The organism is Methylorubrum populi, assembly GCF_002355515.1.
In the GTDB taxonomy this organism is placed as follows: Bacteria; Pseudomonadota; Alphaproteobacteria; order Rhizobiales; family Beijerinckiaceae; genus Methylobacterium; species Methylobacterium populi_A.
The window spans coordinates 1,287,613-1,303,595 of the sequence record NZ_AP014809.1 but is presented as its reverse complement, the minus strand read 5'-3'; the positions used below and the strand labels follow the sequence as shown (position 1 = coordinate 1,303,595).

General features: G+C 68.0%; 14 protein-coding genes. 11 read left to right on the top strand and 3 right to left on the bottom strand.

Annotation, left to right across the window (positions count from 1 at the left end):
- The first annotated feature begins 237 nt into the window (after positions 1 to 237).
- The 3 genes from MPPM_RS06040 (at position 238) to map (ending at position 3,943) form a co-directional block, all read left to right on the top strand.
- Positions 238 to 1,482: an HlyD family secretion protein gene (locus tag MPPM_RS06040; RefSeq protein ID WP_432419839.1), complete on the top strand. Its 1,245-nt coding sequence runs from the start codon at positions 238 to 240 to the stop codon at positions 1,480 to 1,482.
- On the top strand, positions 1,479 to 3,089 hold the full coding sequence (locus MPPM_RS06035; protein WP_096484273.1) for a DHA2 family efflux MFS transporter permease subunit: 1,611 nt from the start codon (positions 1,479 to 1,481) through the stop codon (positions 3,087 to 3,089). Before MPPM_RS06040 ends, MPPM_RS06035 begins: the two co-directional genes overlap by 4 nt.
- A 101-nt stretch (positions 3,090 to 3,190) precedes the next feature.
- Positions 3,191 to 3,943 (top strand): type I methionyl aminopeptidase, encoded by a 753-nt coding sequence (gene map / locus MPPM_RS06030; protein ID WP_096484272.1) that lies wholly within the window; start codon positions 3,191 to 3,193, stop codon positions 3,941 to 3,943.
- A 95-nt stretch (positions 3,944 to 4,038) separates the two neighbouring features.
- On the opposite strand, the gene MPPM_RS06025 is transcribed toward map, so the two are convergent.
- The gene (locus MPPM_RS06025; protein ID WP_096484271.1) at positions 4,039 to 4,467 is read right to left on the bottom strand and encodes a protein tyrosine phosphatase family protein; all 429 of its coding nucleotides are present in this window, start codon (positions 4,465 to 4,467) and stop codon (positions 4,039 to 4,041) included.
- A 214-nt stretch (positions 4,468 to 4,681) separates the two neighbouring features.
- On the opposite strand from MPPM_RS06025, the gene MPPM_RS06020 reads away from it, so the two are divergent.
- A complete protein-coding gene (locus tag MPPM_RS06020; RefSeq protein ID WP_096484270.1) occupies positions 4,682 to 5,056 on the top strand; it encodes a restriction endonuclease in 375 nt (124 codons plus the stop codon).
- 259 nt (positions 5,057 to 5,315) lie between these two features.
- Here MPPM_RS06020 and MPPM_RS27850 read toward each other — a convergent pair whose 3' ends face one another.
- Positions 5,316 to 5,612 (bottom strand): hypothetical protein, encoded by a 297-nt coding sequence (locus MPPM_RS27850; RefSeq protein WP_157914123.1) that lies wholly within the window; start codon positions 5,610 to 5,612, stop codon positions 5,316 to 5,318.
- A 227-nt stretch (positions 5,613 to 5,839) separates the two neighbouring features.
- Between MPPM_RS27850 and MPPM_RS06015 the strand changes: the two genes are divergently transcribed.
- The 3 genes from MPPM_RS06015 to MPPM_RS06005 all read left to right on the top strand — a co-directional run bounded on the left by MPPM_RS06015 (position 5,840) and on the right by MPPM_RS06005 (position 8,116).
- On the top strand, positions 5,840 to 6,346 hold the full coding sequence (locus MPPM_RS06015) for a PAS domain-containing protein (RefSeq protein WP_244573479.1): 507 nt from the start codon (positions 5,840 to 5,842) through the stop codon (positions 6,344 to 6,346).
- A 301-nt stretch (positions 6,347 to 6,647) separates the two neighbouring features.
- Positions 6,648 to 7,802, top strand: a complete 1,155-nt coding sequence (locus MPPM_RS06010) for an acyltransferase family protein (protein ID WP_096484268.1) — start codon at positions 6,648 to 6,650, stop codon at positions 7,800 to 7,802.
- A 98-nt stretch (positions 7,803 to 7,900) separates the two neighbouring features.
- A complete protein-coding gene (locus MPPM_RS06005) occupies positions 7,901 to 8,116 on the top strand; it encodes a DUF3606 domain-containing protein (protein WP_096484267.1) in 216 nt (71 codons plus the stop codon).
- 157 nt (positions 8,117 to 8,273) lie between these two features.
- Here MPPM_RS06005 and MPPM_RS06000 read toward each other — a convergent pair whose 3' ends face one another.
- A complete protein-coding gene (locus tag MPPM_RS06000; protein WP_096487745.1) occupies positions 8,274 to 8,693 on the bottom strand; it encodes a flagellar biosynthesis repressor FlbT in 420 nt (139 codons plus the stop codon).
- Between the two features lie 203 nt (positions 8,694 to 8,896).
- Between MPPM_RS06000 and MPPM_RS05995 the strand changes: the two genes are divergently transcribed.
- From MPPM_RS05995 to MPPM_RS05980, 4 genes are all read left to right on the top strand, one after another.
- Complete coding sequence (locus tag MPPM_RS05995; RefSeq protein WP_096484266.1) at positions 8,897 to 10,099, top strand: flagellin N-terminal helical domain-containing protein; 1,203 nt, start codon at positions 8,897 to 8,899, stop codon at positions 10,097 to 10,099.
- Positions 10,100 to 10,282: 183 nt separating this feature from the next.
- Complete coding sequence (locus tag MPPM_RS05990) at positions 10,283 to 11,485, top strand: flagellin N-terminal helical domain-containing protein (protein ID WP_096484265.1); 1,203 nt, start codon at positions 10,283 to 10,285, stop codon at positions 11,483 to 11,485.
- 212 nt (positions 11,486 to 11,697) lie between these two features.
- The gene (locus MPPM_RS05985; protein ID WP_096487744.1) at positions 11,698 to 14,721 is read left to right on the top strand and encodes a penicillin-binding protein 1A; all 3,024 of its coding nucleotides are present in this window, start codon (positions 11,698 to 11,700) and stop codon (positions 14,719 to 14,721) included.
- Positions 14,722 to 14,769: 48 nt separating this feature from the next.
- Entirely contained in the window at positions 14,770 to 15,831 is a 1,062-nt protein-coding gene (locus tag MPPM_RS05980) for a hypothetical protein (protein ID WP_096484264.1), read from the top strand.
- Positions 15,832 to 15,983 lie beyond the last annotated feature (152 nt).

The window sequence follows — 15,983 nt, the reverse complement described above, 5'->3', positions numbered from 1 at the left end:
CCGCGAGCGAACACTCCATCTCTGCCGCAACGCAGCGTCCTGCCACCCGTTCCAGAACCTCACGTTCCAGAAGTTGTGCCGAATGTCGTGAAGTATCCCCTTCAGGTGGCTATTGCCCAGAACACAGGCTGCGCGTGGGATGGAACTTCGGTCTCGCTCGTGTCTTCTGCAACCGAGGCGGGTTCACCCGAGGCTCGGCTCCGTTGAGCCGATCCTCTTTCGGCACACTTTCCCCCGATGCTTGACGATCAGCGGCAGGCCGAGCCGGGCGTTGCGCCCGCGCGCCGGTCAGGAGAGACACCTGCGCACGGCACCGGGCCCAGCGACGGCTTGGATCTTCCGGCTCAGGCTCGCAAGGACGGCTCCGACCGGAGACGGGCCGACGATGCGGTCCAGGCCTCCGATGCGTCGGATGAGGAGGGGGAGGACGAGCGGGACGACGAGGCGCAGCGGCCGGGCCTCCTGCGGCGTCACCCCTGGTGGATCCTCCTCGGCGGTCTGGCCGTGCTGGCTCTGGGGGCGGCCGCCTACATCTATTGGCTGATCGAGCTGCACCCGTACGAGACCACCGACGACGCCTTCGTCGATGCCCGCAGCTTCACCATCGCGCCCAAGGTCGGCGGCTACGTCGTCGCCGTGCCGGTGACCGACAACCAGCATGTCCAGGCGGGCGATACGCTGTTCCAGATCGAGCCGCGCGACTACCGCGTCGCGCTGGAACAGGCCGAGGCTCAGGTTCAGGCGGCGCAGGCCTCGATCCAGAACGTCGATGCGCAGATCGGGGCGCAGAAGGCGCAGGTCGAGGTGGCGAAGGCCCAGGCCGAGACCGCGCAGGCGGCGCTGACCTTCGCCGAGGAGGATGCCGACCGTTACAGGAAGCTCGCCGAGCGCGGCGCCGGCACGATCCAGCAGTCGCAATCCTCGACCTCGACCTTGGACCAGCGCCGGGCCTCGCTGGCGAGCGCCCAGGCGAACGTGGTCGCCGCCCAGAGGCAGATCGGCTCGCTCCAGGCCCAACGCGCCAGCGCCGAGGCGCAGCGCGCCCAGGCCGAGGCCCAGCGCGACCAGGCCCGGCTCAACCTCGACTACACGACGGTGCGGGCCGCCCAGGCGGGTCGCGTGGTGCGGCTCACCGGCGGCGTCGGCGCGTACGCTCAGGCGGGGCAGAGCCTGTCGATGTTCGTGCCCGACGCGATGTGGGTCACGGCCAACTACAAGGAGACGCAGATCACCGACATGCGGCCCGACCAAGTCGTCGATCTCGCGATCGACGCCTATCCGAACCGCAGGATCACCGGCCGGATCGCGTCCGTGCAGCCGGGCTCGGGCACGGCCTTCAGCCTGCTGCCGGCGCAGAACGCCACCGGCAACTACGTGAAGGTGACGCAGCGCATCCCCGTGAAGATCGTGGTCGAGAACTGGCCGAGCGACGTCTCGATCGGCCCCGGCATGTCGGTCGTGCCGAGGGCCCACGTCCGGTGAGCGCCCCGGCAGCCCGAGCCGCGGGCGGTCAGGCGAAGGCCCCGGGCGGGCACAATCCCTGGATCGTCGCGCTCGTCGTGGCGCTCGCGACCTTCATGGAGGTGCTCGACACCACGATCGCCAACGTCGCCCTGCGCTACATCTCGGGGGCGCTCGCGGTGGGGCCGGACGAGTCGGCCTGGGTGGTGACGAGCTATCTGGTCGCCAATGCCATCACGCTGATCGCGTCGAGCTTTCTCGCCAAGCGCTTCGGCCGCAAGGCCTTCTTCATGTGGTCGGTGGCGCTGTTCACGCTCTCGTCGGTCCTGTGCGGCTTCGCCTGGAGCCTCGAATCGCTGCTGTTCTTCCGCGTACTTCAGGGGCTCGGCGGCGGCGGCATGGCGCCGCTGGCGCAGTCGATCCTGGCCGATTCCTTCCCGCCCGAGAAGCGGGGGCAGGCCTTCGCGCTCTACGGGGTCGCCATCGTCGTCGCCCCGGTGATCGGCCCGACGCTCGGCGGCTGGCTCTCCGACAACGCCTCCTGGCACTGGTGCTTCCTGATCAACGGCCCGGTGGGCGTGATCTCCCTCGTGCTGATGTACCTCCTGATCGAGGACAGCGAGGCGGCCAAGCGCGAGCGGCGCGCCCTGCGCAAGAAGGGCGTGCGCTTCGATCTCGTCGGCTTCCTGCTGGTGGCGACCTTCCTCGGCTCGCTCGAGGTCATCCTCGACGAGGGCCAGCGCAAGGACTGGTTCGGCACCTCAACCCTGATGAACGTGTTCGGCCTGCTCACCCTCGTCGCGTTCCTCGCGATGATCCCGTGGCTTTTGAAGGCGAAGAACCCGGTCATCGACCTCAGGCTTCTCGCGCGGCGGCAGTTCAGCGCCTGCTTCGTGGTGATGCTGTTCACCGGCGCGGTACTGATCTCCACCACGCAGTTCATCCCGCAGATCACGCAGGAATATTACGGCTATACCGCCACCCTGTCGGGGCTGGTGCTCGGGCCCGGCGGCATCATGACCGTGGTGTCGATGCTCGTGATCGGCCGCGTCTCGTCCTTCATCCAGCCGAAATGGCTGATCGCCACGGGCGGCCTCATCGTGGCTTTGGGCCTCTACGACCTCACCCGGCTCTACGGCGACACCACGTTCGGCTTCTTCGCGTGGTCGCGGATCTATATCGGTATCGGCCTGCCGATGATCTTCCTCTCGGTGACCTCCGCCTCCTACGAGGGACTGCCGAAGGACGAGACCGATCAGGCCTCGGCGCTGATCAACGTGGCGCGCAATGTCGGCGGCTCGATGGGCGTCTCGCTCGCCCAGAATGTGCTGGCCGACCGCAGCCAGTTCCACCAGAGCCGCCTCGTCGATACGCTCGATCCGTCGAGCCCGGCCTACCAGCAGACCCTGGCCGAAGCGACGCGCTACTTCCAGCAGCACGGCTTCGCCGGCCCCGACGCGCAGAACCAGGCCGTCGCCTGGATCGGCCAGCAGCTCGCGACGCAGGTCGCCTACTGGGCCTATATCGACGTGTTCTGGGTGCTCGCGGCGCTCACCGCCTGCCTCGTGCCGCTGGCGCTCGTCCTGAAGACGGTGAAGCTCGGCGGCAGCGCCACGGCGGCGCATTGAGCGGGACCGGGCGACCGCGCCGCATCAAGGTTTCGCCAAGCTCGGCAAAGATGGCACAAGCGCAGGGCCGGAGCCGCTCCGGCCGTCCGGGGGAACACGACATGACGGTGTCGAACGACGACGATCTGGCCGGGCTGCGGCGGATCGGGCGCATCGTGGCCGATACGCTGGCGGTGATGGGCCGGGCGATCGAGCCCGGAATGACCACGCGCGAACTCGATGCCGTCGGGCGAACCTTCCTGGAGGCGGCCGGAGCGCGCTCGGCACCGGAGACGGTCTACGCCTTTCCGGGGGCGACCTGCATCAGCGTCAACGAGGAGATCGCCCACGGCATCCCGAGCGAGCGCCGGATCGCGCCGGGTGATCTCGTCAATATCGACGTCTCGGCCGAGAAGGACGGCTACTTCTCCGATACGGGCGCCTCCTTCGCCGTGCCGCCAGCAACGCGCGCGGTCGAGCGGCTGTGCAAGGACGGGCGCCGGGCGATGTGGACGGGCCTGCGGCAGGTCGGCGCCGGCAAGCCGCTCGCGGGCATCGGCCGAGCGGTGGGCAGCTTCGCCCACAAGAACGGCTACACGCTGGTGCGCAACCTCGCGAGCCACGGGATCGGCCTGTCGCTGCACGAGGAGCCGACCGAGATCGCGACCTGGCCCGATCCGTCCGAGCGGCGGATCATGCGCGAAGGCATGGTGCTGACGGTCGAGCCGTTCCTGTCGTTGGGCGCCGACTTCGCCGAGGACGGCGACGATCCCTGGACGCTCTACAGCCGGCCCAGCGCCCTGACGGTGCAGTACGAGCACACCGTCATCGCCACGCGCAACGGGCCGCTGATCCTCACCATGCCGGGACCGTGACGCGGGTCCCGGCGGCATCTTCGCGGACCCGGTCGATGCCGTCGGACTGCCGGATCTACGGCCCGCTCGAGCGGAGACCGTGTCAGCCGGCGTTGTCAGACCGGATTCGCGTCGAGCCAGCGCTCGGCGCCCGAGAGGTCGTAGCCGTGGCGCGCGCCGTAGGCCGCCACCTCGTCGCGCCGGAGGTGTCCGGCCAGCACCTCGCCGATCACCCAGAGCGTCAGCGAGCGCGTGCCGCTGCGGCAATGGGCGACGACCGGACCCGGCGCCGCCGAGACCGCGGCGTGGAAGCGCTCCACGGCCTCGCGGGTGAGGGTGGGGCCGGTCACCGGAAGGTCGAGGTAGCGCAGGCCCGCCGCCTCCGCCGCCGCGCGCTCTGCCGCCGCGCCGGGCTGGCCCGGCTCCTCGCCGTCGGGACGGTTGTTGATGAGAAGGCTCACGCCCTCGTCTCCGAGCGCCCCGATCTCGGCGAGGCTCGGCTGATGGGCCACGGAGAGCTTGGAATCGATGGTCGTCCGCTTCATGCCGCTTGCCCCTGATGCCTATGGCCGGTGGTGCGCCCGCGCGCAGGGGTAACCTGAGCTCCGCGCCGCAACAAGGCGCCGGCGGAGCCGGGGCGGGCCCTTCCAGGCGTCGAAGCGGCGGCGCACATGACGCAGGGAAGGGCGGGAGCCGCGCGGTCCCTCCGGCCGTTTCTCCTGCGCTCGGCGGGACCGGCGCGCTGGACGGAGAGACGGAGTGGTGGGGCGGCGCTCCCGGCGCTGGCGCGACGCGGATCCGGAGACGCACGGGCCGAAACCGGCGGCCATGCCGGTCTGCCCGCTCTGCGAGCGTCCGATTCCGGCGCATGCGCGCCAGAGCCTGCATCACCTCACGCCGAAGCTGAAGGGTGGCGCCCGTGGCGCGACCGTGCGGCTCCATCAGATCTGCCACTCGGCGATCCATGCCCGTTACAGCGAGGCCGAGATCGCCCGCAGGCTGGCCAAAGTGGAAGCCCTGCGCGCCGACCCCGAAATCGCCCGCTTCCTCGAATGGGTGCGCGCCAAGCCCGATGACTTTCATGCCCCCACCCGCATGACCCGCGCGCGACGGGGCGACGGGGGGCTGCGTTGATCGAGCGGCCGGCGTGAAGGCCGGTTGTCCGGCGGATGAGGTGGGCGCCGACGGCCCCGTGGCCGGCCTCGCCGCCGATCCGGTTGATCCTTCCGAACGGCGGATATGGCTTATCCAAGCACGCTAGAGCCGTATCCGACCTGATTGCATCAGGCCGGCGTCTCTCGCTCATTGTTTTGGCGCGCCTTCTTTCGACGAACCGGTGACCACTTCGTCGGAATGCGCTCTGTGGGCTGGCCGATGCGATCAAGCCAACATCTTATGAATTCTTAAGATGCGCCGTGAGCAGCAGATCGATGAGTGCGATCAGTGCGTCCCGCTGCGGGGTTTCCCGGTCGCGGCGCAAGAACTGGGAAGCGCTTTCCTCAATCGTGTTCTGATCGGCATCTGCGCCGATCCGGCGCACAATCGGCCTACCCTGCGCGTCGAGCGTCAAGAGCCAGCGCGTGCCGTCCGCATCGACATGCAGCTGGTAACATTCTTTTGAAGCCCAGAATGCATTGACTGGAACGCCAAGCACATCTGCGAGTTCACGCAGGCGATTCGATTTCGCCACAGGAACTGGCCGGTCCTGGCTCCGGAGAGGGTATATGCTCATGTCCCTCGACTGCCCGCGCTCTCAGGATACGTGATCAGTAAAATGATGCGGGTTTCTTCTTTGGTCGCCATCTTAGATTAACGTGCGAAGGGTGTCGGGGTATGCCGTTTGATACGCATCGATATTGGATGGGATCTCTACCTGACGCTCTGATTGCCTCCCAAGTTGGAATTTGGGAAACAGACTTGAGCAACGATCGCACCGTTGCCGATGCCGTCACGGCCGCGTTGTTCAATCTCGATTCGATGCAGGCCGCACTTGGATTGCCATTGGCAGCCTATGTCGAGGCAATCTTGCCGGCCGACCGGGAGGCGTTTTTTACCAGCCTCGATCGTGTCAGCGAACATGGCGGCGTATTCGTGGGTGAATATCGCGTTTGCTCGGGTGCGCGAGGGGTGCAGTGGGTCCTGGCTCGGGGACACTTCGAACGCGATGACCAGACGGGAGAAGTCATCGGCCGCGGCATCGTCGTCAACACGACCGAAAGCAAGCTCAACTGGCCGGTCGAGGATCGCACGTTCTTTGTCCTGCACAAGAACGAACCGCCGCTCGAGCGTCTCGCGACCTACGCGCTTCAGGCACGGCGCGCAGTCGATGACGTGGCTGAGCACGAGAAGCCCGCGCTGCGACTGGCGGTCGACTCTCTGCTCTGGGCTGTCGGGCGGGCCATCGCCGGACGGAGCCATTTCTGAAGAGTGTTTCACCGCCAGCGAACCCTATCCGCGCGGGGCCGAAGACTTTCCTTCGCGGAATGGAGCAGAATGAAGCGGATCGGCCTGCAAGCTGATCTCCAACCTTTCCTCGCACGAGCCGGTTCCCGTCCCCGAACCGGAGCGCCTGCTGGGAGAGCCGGCGCAATTCCTTCGAAAAGTCCACGCAGGGCCTTGGTGGGACATTAACTGCGCGGTGAGATCGCTGGGCGGCGCTGGGCCGCCCTTAACCCTCGGATGCGACGGTCGAGGCTCGATCCTCTCCGCACGAGGTCCGCCCGCCATGACCGCAGCGCCGATCGCGGCCACCCGTCCCCTCCGCCCGCTTCCCGAGGAGGCTGCCCGCCTCGCCTGGGTCGATGTCGCCAAGGGCTTGTGCATCATCCTCGTCGTGATGATGCACTCGACGCTCGGCACTGGCGAGGCGCTCGGCGGCGAGGGCTTCCTGCACGATGTCGTCGAGTTCGCCCGGCCGTTCCGGATCCCTGATTTCTTCCTGCTCTCGGGACTCTTCCTCGGCCGGGTGATCGACCGCGACTGGCGCCTGTTCGCGGACCGGCGGGTGGTCCACTTCGCCTATTTCTACGCGCTGTGGGTGGTGATCCAGTCGCTGTTCAAGGCCGGGTCGATCGTCGCCGGGGCGGAGGGGCCGGCGGACAAGCTCGCCGCCTTCGGCCTCCACCTCGCCGAGGCGCTGGTGGTGCCCTACTCGACGCTGTGGTTCGTCTACCTGCTCGCCGTGTTCTCGGTGGTGACGAAGCTGCTTCACCGGCGGGTGCCGCCGGTCCTGCTGCTCGTCGCGGCGGCCGTGCTGCAGATCCTGCCGACGAGCGGCCTTCCCGAACTGCTGGACGAATTCTGCGAGCGCTACGTCTACTTCCTGGGCGGCTACCTCTTCGCCGAATGGATCTTCCGCTTCGCCGACCGGGTGCGCGAGCGGGCGACCCTGGCCCTTGCCGGCCTCGCCCTGTGGGCGGTGCTCGAGGCCGCGTTCGTGTTCACGCCGACGGGAATCGAGAGTCTTCCGACACTCGCGCGCCTGCCGGTGGTGAGCCTCGGTCTCGGTACGGTCGGCGCGCTCGCCATCGTCGCCTTCGCCGCGCTGATGACCCGGGCCGGCGGGCCGGTGACCGCCGCCCTGCGCGCCTGCGGCGAGCGGTCCATCGTGATCTATCTCGGCTTCTTCCTGCCGATGGCGCTGACCCGCACCCTGATCGCCAAGTTCAACGGGGCTCACCCCGATCTCGCCCTCGATGTCGGGCTCGCGAGCCTGGTCGTCACCGCGGCGGCGGTCACGGTGCCGCTCGCCTTCGCGCGGCTGGTGCGCGGCACCCGTCTGGACTTCCTGTTCCGGCGGCCGGCCGCCTTCCACATCGCGCCCGCACCGGCCGCCCCGTCGCGTCTGCGGCCCGCGCCGGTGGCCCCGCGCGAGGCGTGAGGCGAAAGGCCGGCATTCGGAACCATCCTGCCCGGCTCGCCGGTTTGTCCCCTTTGGCCTGCCCCGCCCTTGCGGGTGCGATCGAACGGAGCCGGAGCATGGTGCAGCAAGCGTCCGACGAAGGACATGCGGTGAGCGGAGATCCCGCCCAGGTGGTGCTCGACGCACCGCGCGACCGTGCCTACTGGGCGCGCCGGTTCGAGGTCTCGACCGAGCAGGTCCAGGCGGCGGTCGAGGCGGTCGGCTCCGACGCGGCCCGGGTCGCCGCCCATCTCGGCAAGCCCTGGCCCTACGAGAAGAGCGGCGTCGTCTGAGACCGCCCGTCCGGGTTGTCCTGCGAAAGTCGGGCCCGCGGACCCGCCTCGGGGTCCTTTGACGAGGACGGCGAGACGCGCCTAGCCGAGTCCGGCCCCCGACGTCATCATCGCGGGGAAGGGCCCTGCACCGCCGAGCTCCCGCAGCGGCGTAAAGTCAGCTGTGTGCGGAGTTGGCCGCCTCCTGGCTCGTCTCGAGATGATCGAGGAGGTGACGCTCGTAGGCGATCAACTCGCGCCCGCGCTTGATCGCGCGGTGGTATTGCCGTGCCGAGAGTTCGTCCTGAATCGCGAGGATGTAGGGGCCCATGCTCGGCGACGCCTTCATGATCTCGGTAGCTTGGCGCACGAACAGGTCCTCGGCCTCCGGCGGGTTGTCGGCGAGGTAGATGAACTGGAGCGTGACGCAGAGCCGCTTGGCGGCGGTGTCGGCCTCGGTCTCCGTGATGATCTCGCTCTCGCGCAGGAACTTGCACTGGTTCTCGATCACGAAGGTCGAGCGGCGGTCGCCGTTGCGGATCAGCGCGCCGTTGATGATCAGCCGCTCCTGAGGCTTCAGTTCGATGCGCAGAGCCATGGTGAACAAATCCTTGATTGGACAAAACGAAGAAAAGGCGGCGAACTTTTCTTAACCATGATCGCAGCGCTGAGCGCGATGTGGGCGTTTGACGGGCGAAAGCCCATGAATCCGACGGTCTGATTAAGGTCTCGGCAAGGCGCGGGGTGGAGGGTCCGGGTGTCGCCAAAAGGGCGGCATCAAGACCCACAAGGATCGCCCCCATGTCCTCCGGTATCACGCTTTCGGCCTCCACCCGTCAGAACCTGCTCTCGCTGCAGGACACCGCGGGCCTGACGGCCACCACCCAGAACCGCCTCGCCACAGGCCTCAAGGTCTCCTCCGCCCTCGACAGCCCCGTCAACTTCTTCACCGCGCAGAACCTGTCGAACCGCTCGACCGATCTCGGCGGCCTGCTCGACGGCATCTCGAACGGCATCCAGGCGATCCAGGCGGCCAACCAGGGCATCACCTCGATCCAGAAGCTGATCGACTCGGCCAAGTCCACCGCCAACCAGGCGCTCTCGACCCAGATCACCACCACCGGCACCGCGACCAGCGACTTCGCCGCGTCCACGACCTCCTCCACCACCGTCAACTTCTACGTCAACGGTGTGACCAAGTCGGCGACCATCGCCTCCAGCTCGACGATCGATCAGGCGATCACGGCGCTGAACTCGGCGGCCGGCACCAACGTGACGATGTTCTCGAAGGATACGACTGGCAAGAAGATCGTGCTGAACGCCAGCTCCGCGGTCGAGTTCAAGGCGACCGGCGACCAAGCCGCCCTCGGCTTCGCCCAGGGCAGCACGAGCACGGCCAACAAGTACGGCTCCAGCAACGACGCCATCTCCGCCGGCAGCGACCTGACCGTGTCGGGGGTCGACGCCCGCAAGAAGCTGTCCGAGCAGTACAACAGCCTGCTGACGCAGATCACGCAGCTGGCCAAGGATTCGAGCTTCAACGGCACCAACCTGATCAGCAACGGCGATCCGTCCAACAAGCTGCACATCGCCTTCAACGAGAAGGACAGCTCCAACCTCGACGTGCAGGGCCAGGACCTGACGGCGGACGGCCTGAAGCTGACCTCGATCACCGGCAACTCAGGTTCCTCGGTGAACGGTCAGGGCAACTTCCTGCTCGACACCGACATCAAGGGCACCCTGACCAAGCTGGGTTCGGCCTCCGACACCCTGCGCTCGGCGAGCTCGACCTTCGGTTCGAACCTCTCCGTGGTGCAGAACCGGCAGAGCTTCTCGAAGAACCTGATCAACGTGCTCGATACCGGTGCGGCGAACCTGACCAACGCCGACCTCAACCTGGAAGCGGCCAATTCCCAGGCGCTCTCGACCCGCCAGTCGCTGGGCATCTCGGCGCTGTCGCTGGCTAACCAGGCACAGCAGAGCATCCTCCAGCTCCTGCGCTGATCGCGCAATCTAAGACGCTGGACACCTAAAAGGAGACGGCCGGAGCCTTGCTCTGGCCGTCCCGCTATTCGAAAATCGAGAAATCTTGATGTCGGGAAGGGACCGTTAACGCTACGGCAACCCTAGACGTGGTGAATTAACCCTAATGCCGGTTCGGTATCGATCTGAACGGGGTTGTCACCCATGTCTTCCAGCGTCACACTTTCCGCCGCCACCCGTCAGAACCTGCTCTCGCTGCAGGACACCGCGGGCCTGACGGCCACGACCCAGAACCGCCTCGCCACAGGCCTCAAGGTCTCCTCCGCCCTCGACAATCCCGTCAACTTCTTCACCGCGCAGTCCTTCAGCAGCCGGTCGGGCGACCTCGGCGCGCTGCTCGATTCGATCTCGAACGGCATCCAGACGATCCAGGCGGCCAACCAGGGCATCACCTCGATCCAGAAGCTGATCGACTCGGCCAAGTCCACCGCCAACCAGGCGCTCTCGACCCAGATCACCACCACCGGCACCGCGACCAGCGATTTCGCCGCGTCCACGACCTCCTCCACCACCGTCAACTTCTACGTCAACGGTGTGACCAAGTCGGCGACCATCGCCTCCAACGCGACGATCGATCAGGCGATCACGGCGCTGAACTCGGCGGCCGGCACCAACGTGACGATGTTCTCGAAGGATACGACTGGCAAGAAGATCGTGCTGAACGCCAGCTCCGCGGTCGAGTTCAAGGCGACCGGCGACCAAGCCGCCCTCGGCTTCGCCCAGGGTAGCACGAGCACGGCCAACAAGTACGGCTCCAGCAACGACGCCATCTCCGCCGGCAGCGACCTGACCGTGTCGGGTGTCGACGCCCGCAAGAAGCTGTCCGAGCAGTACAACAGCCTGCTGACGCAGATCACGCAGCTCGCCAAGGATTCGAGCTTCAACGGCGTGAACCTGATCAGCAACGGCGATCCGTCCAACAAGCTGCACATCGCCTTCAACGAGCGGGACACCGCTAATCTCGACGTGCAGGGCCAGGACCTGACGGCGGATGGCCTGAAGCTGACCCCGATCACCGGCAACTCGGGTTCCTCGGTGAACGGTCAGGGCAGCTTCCTGCTCGACACCGACATCAAGGGCACGCTCTCCGGCCTGACCAAGGCCTCCGACACCCTGCGCACGGCGAGCTCGACCTTCGGCTCGAATCTCTCCGTGGTGCAGAACCGGCAGGACTTCACCAAGCGGATCGTCAACATCCTCGATACCGGTGCGGCGAACCTGACCAACGCCGACCTCAACGAGGAGGCGGCCAACTCTCAGGCGCTCTCGACGCGTCAGTCGCTGGGCATCTCGGCGCTGTCGCTCGCCAATCAGGCGCAGCAGGGCATTCTTCAGCTCCTGCGCTGACCGGCGGCATCGATCCGCGCGAGAGGGCTGGGTTTCGGGGGCGATCGCGCGCAGCGGTCGCCCCTTTTCGTCGTGCGAGCCGCGCAGCCCCGTTCCGTGCCCGCCCCGTGGCGTCCGGGCGAGCGCGTCCATAAATCAGCCGCGTTGTGCGCCGCTTGATCGGCACCGACACGCTGTCCGTGGCGTGGCCGGCCGGAATCCTCAAACGCTCGATGAACGCCATCCTGATCAAGCTGTTCGCGACCGCGCTGACCCTGTCACAGGTCACGACGCGGCCCGACGCGGTGCGAACCCAGTTCGACCCCGCCAAGGACGGCGCGGAGGTCGTGGCGATCCTGCGCGACGGCTGCGCCCACATGCGCAAGTCCTTCGACATCGAGGACATCAACCTCGACGAGCTGATCTCCACCGCCATGGAGGATCCGAGCGCGGTGGCGGGCGACAACGCGCCCAAGATCCTGCACGGGCTCGATCTCAACGAGCTGAACACGAGCTACAAGCAGTTCTGCAAGGGCGAGAACCCGGCCAATTCCCCCTTCGAGGCGGGGGCGGTGATCGCCTTCTACAACAACGCCGTGAAGGACCTGCCCTCGGCCGAGGCCCTGCGCGACATCAAGCTGCCCAGCGCCAGCGTGATCCTCGATGCGGCGGGCAAGCCCTATTCCGAGACCTTCGAAACGCATGGGCGCCGCCTCGTCGTGCCGATCAGCGGCGTGCCCGACCTCGTGCAAAAGGCCTTCGTCGCGGCGGAGGACAAGCGCTTCTACCAGCATCACGGCATCGACGAGCGCGGGGTGATCCGCGCCTTCGTCGGCAACCTCGCCTCGCCGGGGCGCCCGGCCGGCGGCTCGACCATTACGCAGCAGGTGGTCAAGAACCTCTCGGTGGGCGACGACGTCACCTACGAGCGCAAGATTCGCGAGATGATCGTGGCCTCGCGGCTGGAGCGGCTCCAGACCAAGCCGCAGATCCTCGGGCTCTACCTCAACGGGATCTATCTCGGCCGCGGCGCCTACGGCATCGAGATGGCCGCGCGCAGCTGGTTCGGGAAGTCGGTGGGCGCCCTCACACTCCCCGAGGCCGCCCTGCTCGCCGGCCTGCCGAAGGGCCCGAACTACTACAGCCCCGACAAGTATCCCGAGCGGGCGCGGGAGCGGCGCGCCTACGTGCTCAGCCGGATGAAGGAGGAGGGCACGATCACCGAGGCGCAGATGAATGCCGCGATGGCCTCGGATCTCGGCATCAAGCCGCCGGACGTCGCGCGCCAGGATTCCGGCTTCTACCTCGTCGATCACGTCGCCCGCGAGGCGCGCACCTTCGCCGGGCTCGAGTCGCTCACCAGCGCGAGCTACACCGTGCGCGCTACGGTGAATGCCGGCCTGCAGAGCGCGCTGGAGAACGCGCTGCAGGAGGGGCTCGCCACCTACGAGCGCGGCACCGGCCGCGCCCGCTACGAGGGGCCGGAGCTGAATCTTTCCGAAGCGATCAAGCGGATCGAGGCCGCCGCACCCGCGCCGGAGCCCGCCGCCGAGCCGACGCCCGCCCCCGAGCCGAAGAAGGGCGCGCGGAAGGCGGCCGCCGCGAAGGCGCCGGCCAAGCCCGCGGTGCAGCCTGCTTGGCAGCGCGCGCTGATCTCCGCCCGGCCGCCGCTCTACGACGTGCGCTGGCCGCTCGCCGTCGTGCTCCAGACGGGCAAGAACGGCACCCGGGTCGGTCTACCCGATGGACGGGTCGCGAGCCTGGAGCCCGGCCCGGCGCGGGGAAAGCTCCAGCTCTACGATGCCGTGCGGGTGCGCCTGCGCGAGGGCAAGGGCAACCTCCGCGCGGATCTCCGGGTGCGCCCCACCGTGCAGGGCGCGGCCCTCGTGCTGGAGAACCGGACCGGAAAGATCCTGGCGATGAGCGGGGGCTTCTCCTACCCCTTGAGCCAGCTCAACCGGGTGACGCAGACCGTGCGCCAGCCGGGCTCGACCCTGAAGCCGCTGACCTATCTCGCCGCGCTGAACGCCGGGCTCCAGCCCAACACCCTGGTGATGGATTCCGCCGTGACCCTGCCGCCGATCGGCGGGGTCGGCGATTCCTGGTCGCCCAAGAACTACGATGGCGGCGGCTCCGGGGCGACGACGATCCGGCGCGGGCTCGAATTCTCGAAGAACCTCGTGACCGCCCGCCTGCTCCAGGGCGGCATCGCACCCAAGGCCCCCGACAGCCTGCAGCGGGTCTGCGACATCGCGCTGGAGGCCCAGCTCTACGCCGAGTGCGAGCGCTACTATCCCTTCGTGCTCGGCGCCCAGCCGGTGCGGATGATCGATCTGGCGAGCTTCTACGCCGCCATCGCCAATGAGGGCGCGCGCCCCAGCGCGTACGCCCTCGAGGCGGTCGAGCGCGACGGCAAGCCGGTCTACAGCCATCCCGACAAGGCACCGGTGCGGATCGGCTCGGCCGACCGGGTCGCGTTCTACCAGCTCAAGACCATGCTCCAGGGCGTGACCCAGCACGGCACCGCCGCGGCGCTCTCGGGCATCTCGTCCTACGTTGCCGGAAAGACCGGCACGTCGGAGAACGAGAACGACGCGTGGTTCGCCGGCTTCTCGAACGAGATCACCGTCGTGGTCTGGGCCGGCTACGACAACGCCGACGGCGTGCGCCGCACCCTCGGCCGCGGCCAGACCGGCGGCCACGTCGCGGTGCCGATCGCCAAGGCGATCTTCCAGGCGGCCTGGGCCAACGGCGTGGCGCGCACGCCGCTGGCGCCGCCCTCGCCCGAGGCGAAGGCGCTCATCGCCGACCTGCCGATCGAGCCGCGGAGCGGCCAGCGCGTGGCCGGCGGAGGCTTCATCGAGCATTTCCGCCTCAAGGGGGGCCAAGTCGCCGACACCCAATACGCGCTGGTGCCCCGCGAGACGCTCTTCGCCATGCGGCCCGATGCCGAGGACGGCGATTACGGCAATGCCGAGGACGGGGCGGATGTCGCCGGCGACCTCTTCGGCAACCTGCCGGGCGGGCGCCGGCCCACCGAAGATCCCTTCGCGCAGCGGCGCAGCGCCGAGACGGACGATCCCTGGGGCCTGCGCCGGGACCGCCGGGAGGAACCGCAGGCCTGGCCCGGCCGCGACCGCTACGGGCAGGTCAACCCGGTGCCGTTCGGCTCGCCCTTCGACGATGACGGCGGCTCCCGCGCCCGCCAGCGCCGTCGCGATCCCGACTATCTGTTCGGCGACGATCCCGGCTACTGACGCCGCATCCTTCGACGCCTTCCCTCATCGACTCATCCGAGGTCCGCTTTGCCCAGGCAATTTCCGGCCGCCCTTGTCGTCGCGCTCGCGCTGGCCGTGCCGGCCCAGGCGCAGGAGGCGGCGAAAGATCTCCCGAAGCCCGCCGCCCTGGTCTCCGACCGGGTCAAGGACGTGCCGGCCCTGACCCCAGGCGACGCCGCGAGCCTCAAGCCTGGGACGGTGCTGTTCAGCGACCACCGCGAGGCCGCCTCGACCAACCCGGAGAGCGGATTGATCGCCTTCGAGGCGTGGCGCAAGAGCCGGCCGCAGGAGGCCGCGGCGCTGAGCCCCTGGCCCGGCTATACCGAGCCCGACTACACCCAGACGGTGAACGGCGTCGCCAAGCAGCGCCACGAGACCCTGAAGGTCTATGTCGCGGAAGGCCGCTTCGTCGTGGCCAAGCCGCCCTCCGCCATTGATCTTTCGGCCTTCGCCAATCTCGACTTCCTGGCCAAGATGGACCCGGTGATCCGCCACAAGCGGCTCGATCCGGCCGAGGCGACGCCGACCAAGGACCCGGCCGCCGCCTTCGCGAAGCGCCCCGACCGGCCCTGGTGCGGGGCGGGGGGCGTCTGCATCGAGTCGCGCTACGATCTCGAAGGCAAGCTGCCGCTGGGCGTGAAGCTCGCCAACAAGCTCGAACTCGGCACTTCGAAGAAGGTCGCCGAGTTCGTCTCGTTCCAGAGCGAGTTGCGGGTGCTGCCGCCGGCCGAGGCCGCGGGCCTCTCCGCGCTCACGAAGATCGACACGCCCGTGGCCGGCGGGCTCGAACAGACGATCTTCTGGGTCAACCAGATCCTGCGCTTCGGCAAGTTCCTGGCGGTGATGCAGCCGGCCCCCGACGATCCGAACCGGACCGTGGTGACGACCTACATGGCGCTCGCGATCAAGGCCGACGTGCTGGAGCGCAAGCAGGAATATGCCCGCGTGCCGGTGCTGAAGAACCTGCTGCCGGTGCAGGTGCTGATGGGCAATTCCTCGTTCAACACCGGCAGCTCGATCAGCGCCGGGGTGCCGACCTACGCCCGCAACCGCATCGTCGCCTTCGCCGACGCCCTGGCGAAGCGCTGATCCGCCGCGATCGGCGTCGCCCGACCCTCACAAAACTGTGAGCAAGGGGGCGCTGTCGCCGGAAGGCCACAGACATTGCGTGGTATATTGCATATTATCCTGTGACTCGTTCCTGAGACCGCGAGTCACCTCAGCCGGCGCGCCTCATAGGC

What these genes read in the sequence shown, in the direction of transcription:
- MPPM_RS05985 (WP_096487744.1), top strand. Translation starts at nt 11,698, where the DNA reads ATGAACGCCATCCTGATCAAGCTGTTCGCGACCGCGCTGACCCTGTCA.
- MPPM_RS06040 (WP_432419839.1), top strand. Translation starts at nt 238, where the DNA reads ATGCTTGACGATCAGCGGCAGGCCGAGCCGGGCGTTGCGCCCGCGCGC.
- MPPM_RS06000 (WP_096487745.1), bottom strand. Translation starts at nt 8,693, where the DNA reads ATGGCTCTGCGCATCGAACTGAAGCCTCAGGAGCGGCTGATCATCAAC.
- MPPM_RS06010 (WP_096484268.1), top strand. Translation starts at nt 6,648, where the DNA reads ATGACCGCAGCGCCGATCGCGGCCACCCGTCCCCTCCGCCCGCTTCCC.
- MPPM_RS06005 (WP_096484267.1), top strand. Translation starts at nt 7,901, where the DNA reads ATGGTGCAGCAAGCGTCCGACGAAGGACATGCGGTGAGCGGAGATCCC.
- MPPM_RS06025 (WP_096484271.1), bottom strand. Translation starts at nt 4,467, where the DNA reads ATGAAGCGGACGACCATCGATTCCAAGCTCTCCGTGGCCCATCAGCCG.
- MPPM_RS05995 (WP_096484266.1), top strand. Translation starts at nt 8,897, where the DNA reads ATGTCCTCCGGTATCACGCTTTCGGCCTCCACCCGTCAGAACCTGCTC.
- map (WP_096484272.1), top strand. Translation starts at nt 3,191, where the DNA reads ATGACGGTGTCGAACGACGACGATCTGGCCGGGCTGCGGCGGATCGGG.
- MPPM_RS05990 (WP_096484265.1), top strand. Translation starts at nt 10,283, where the DNA reads ATGTCTTCCAGCGTCACACTTTCCGCCGCCACCCGTCAGAACCTGCTC.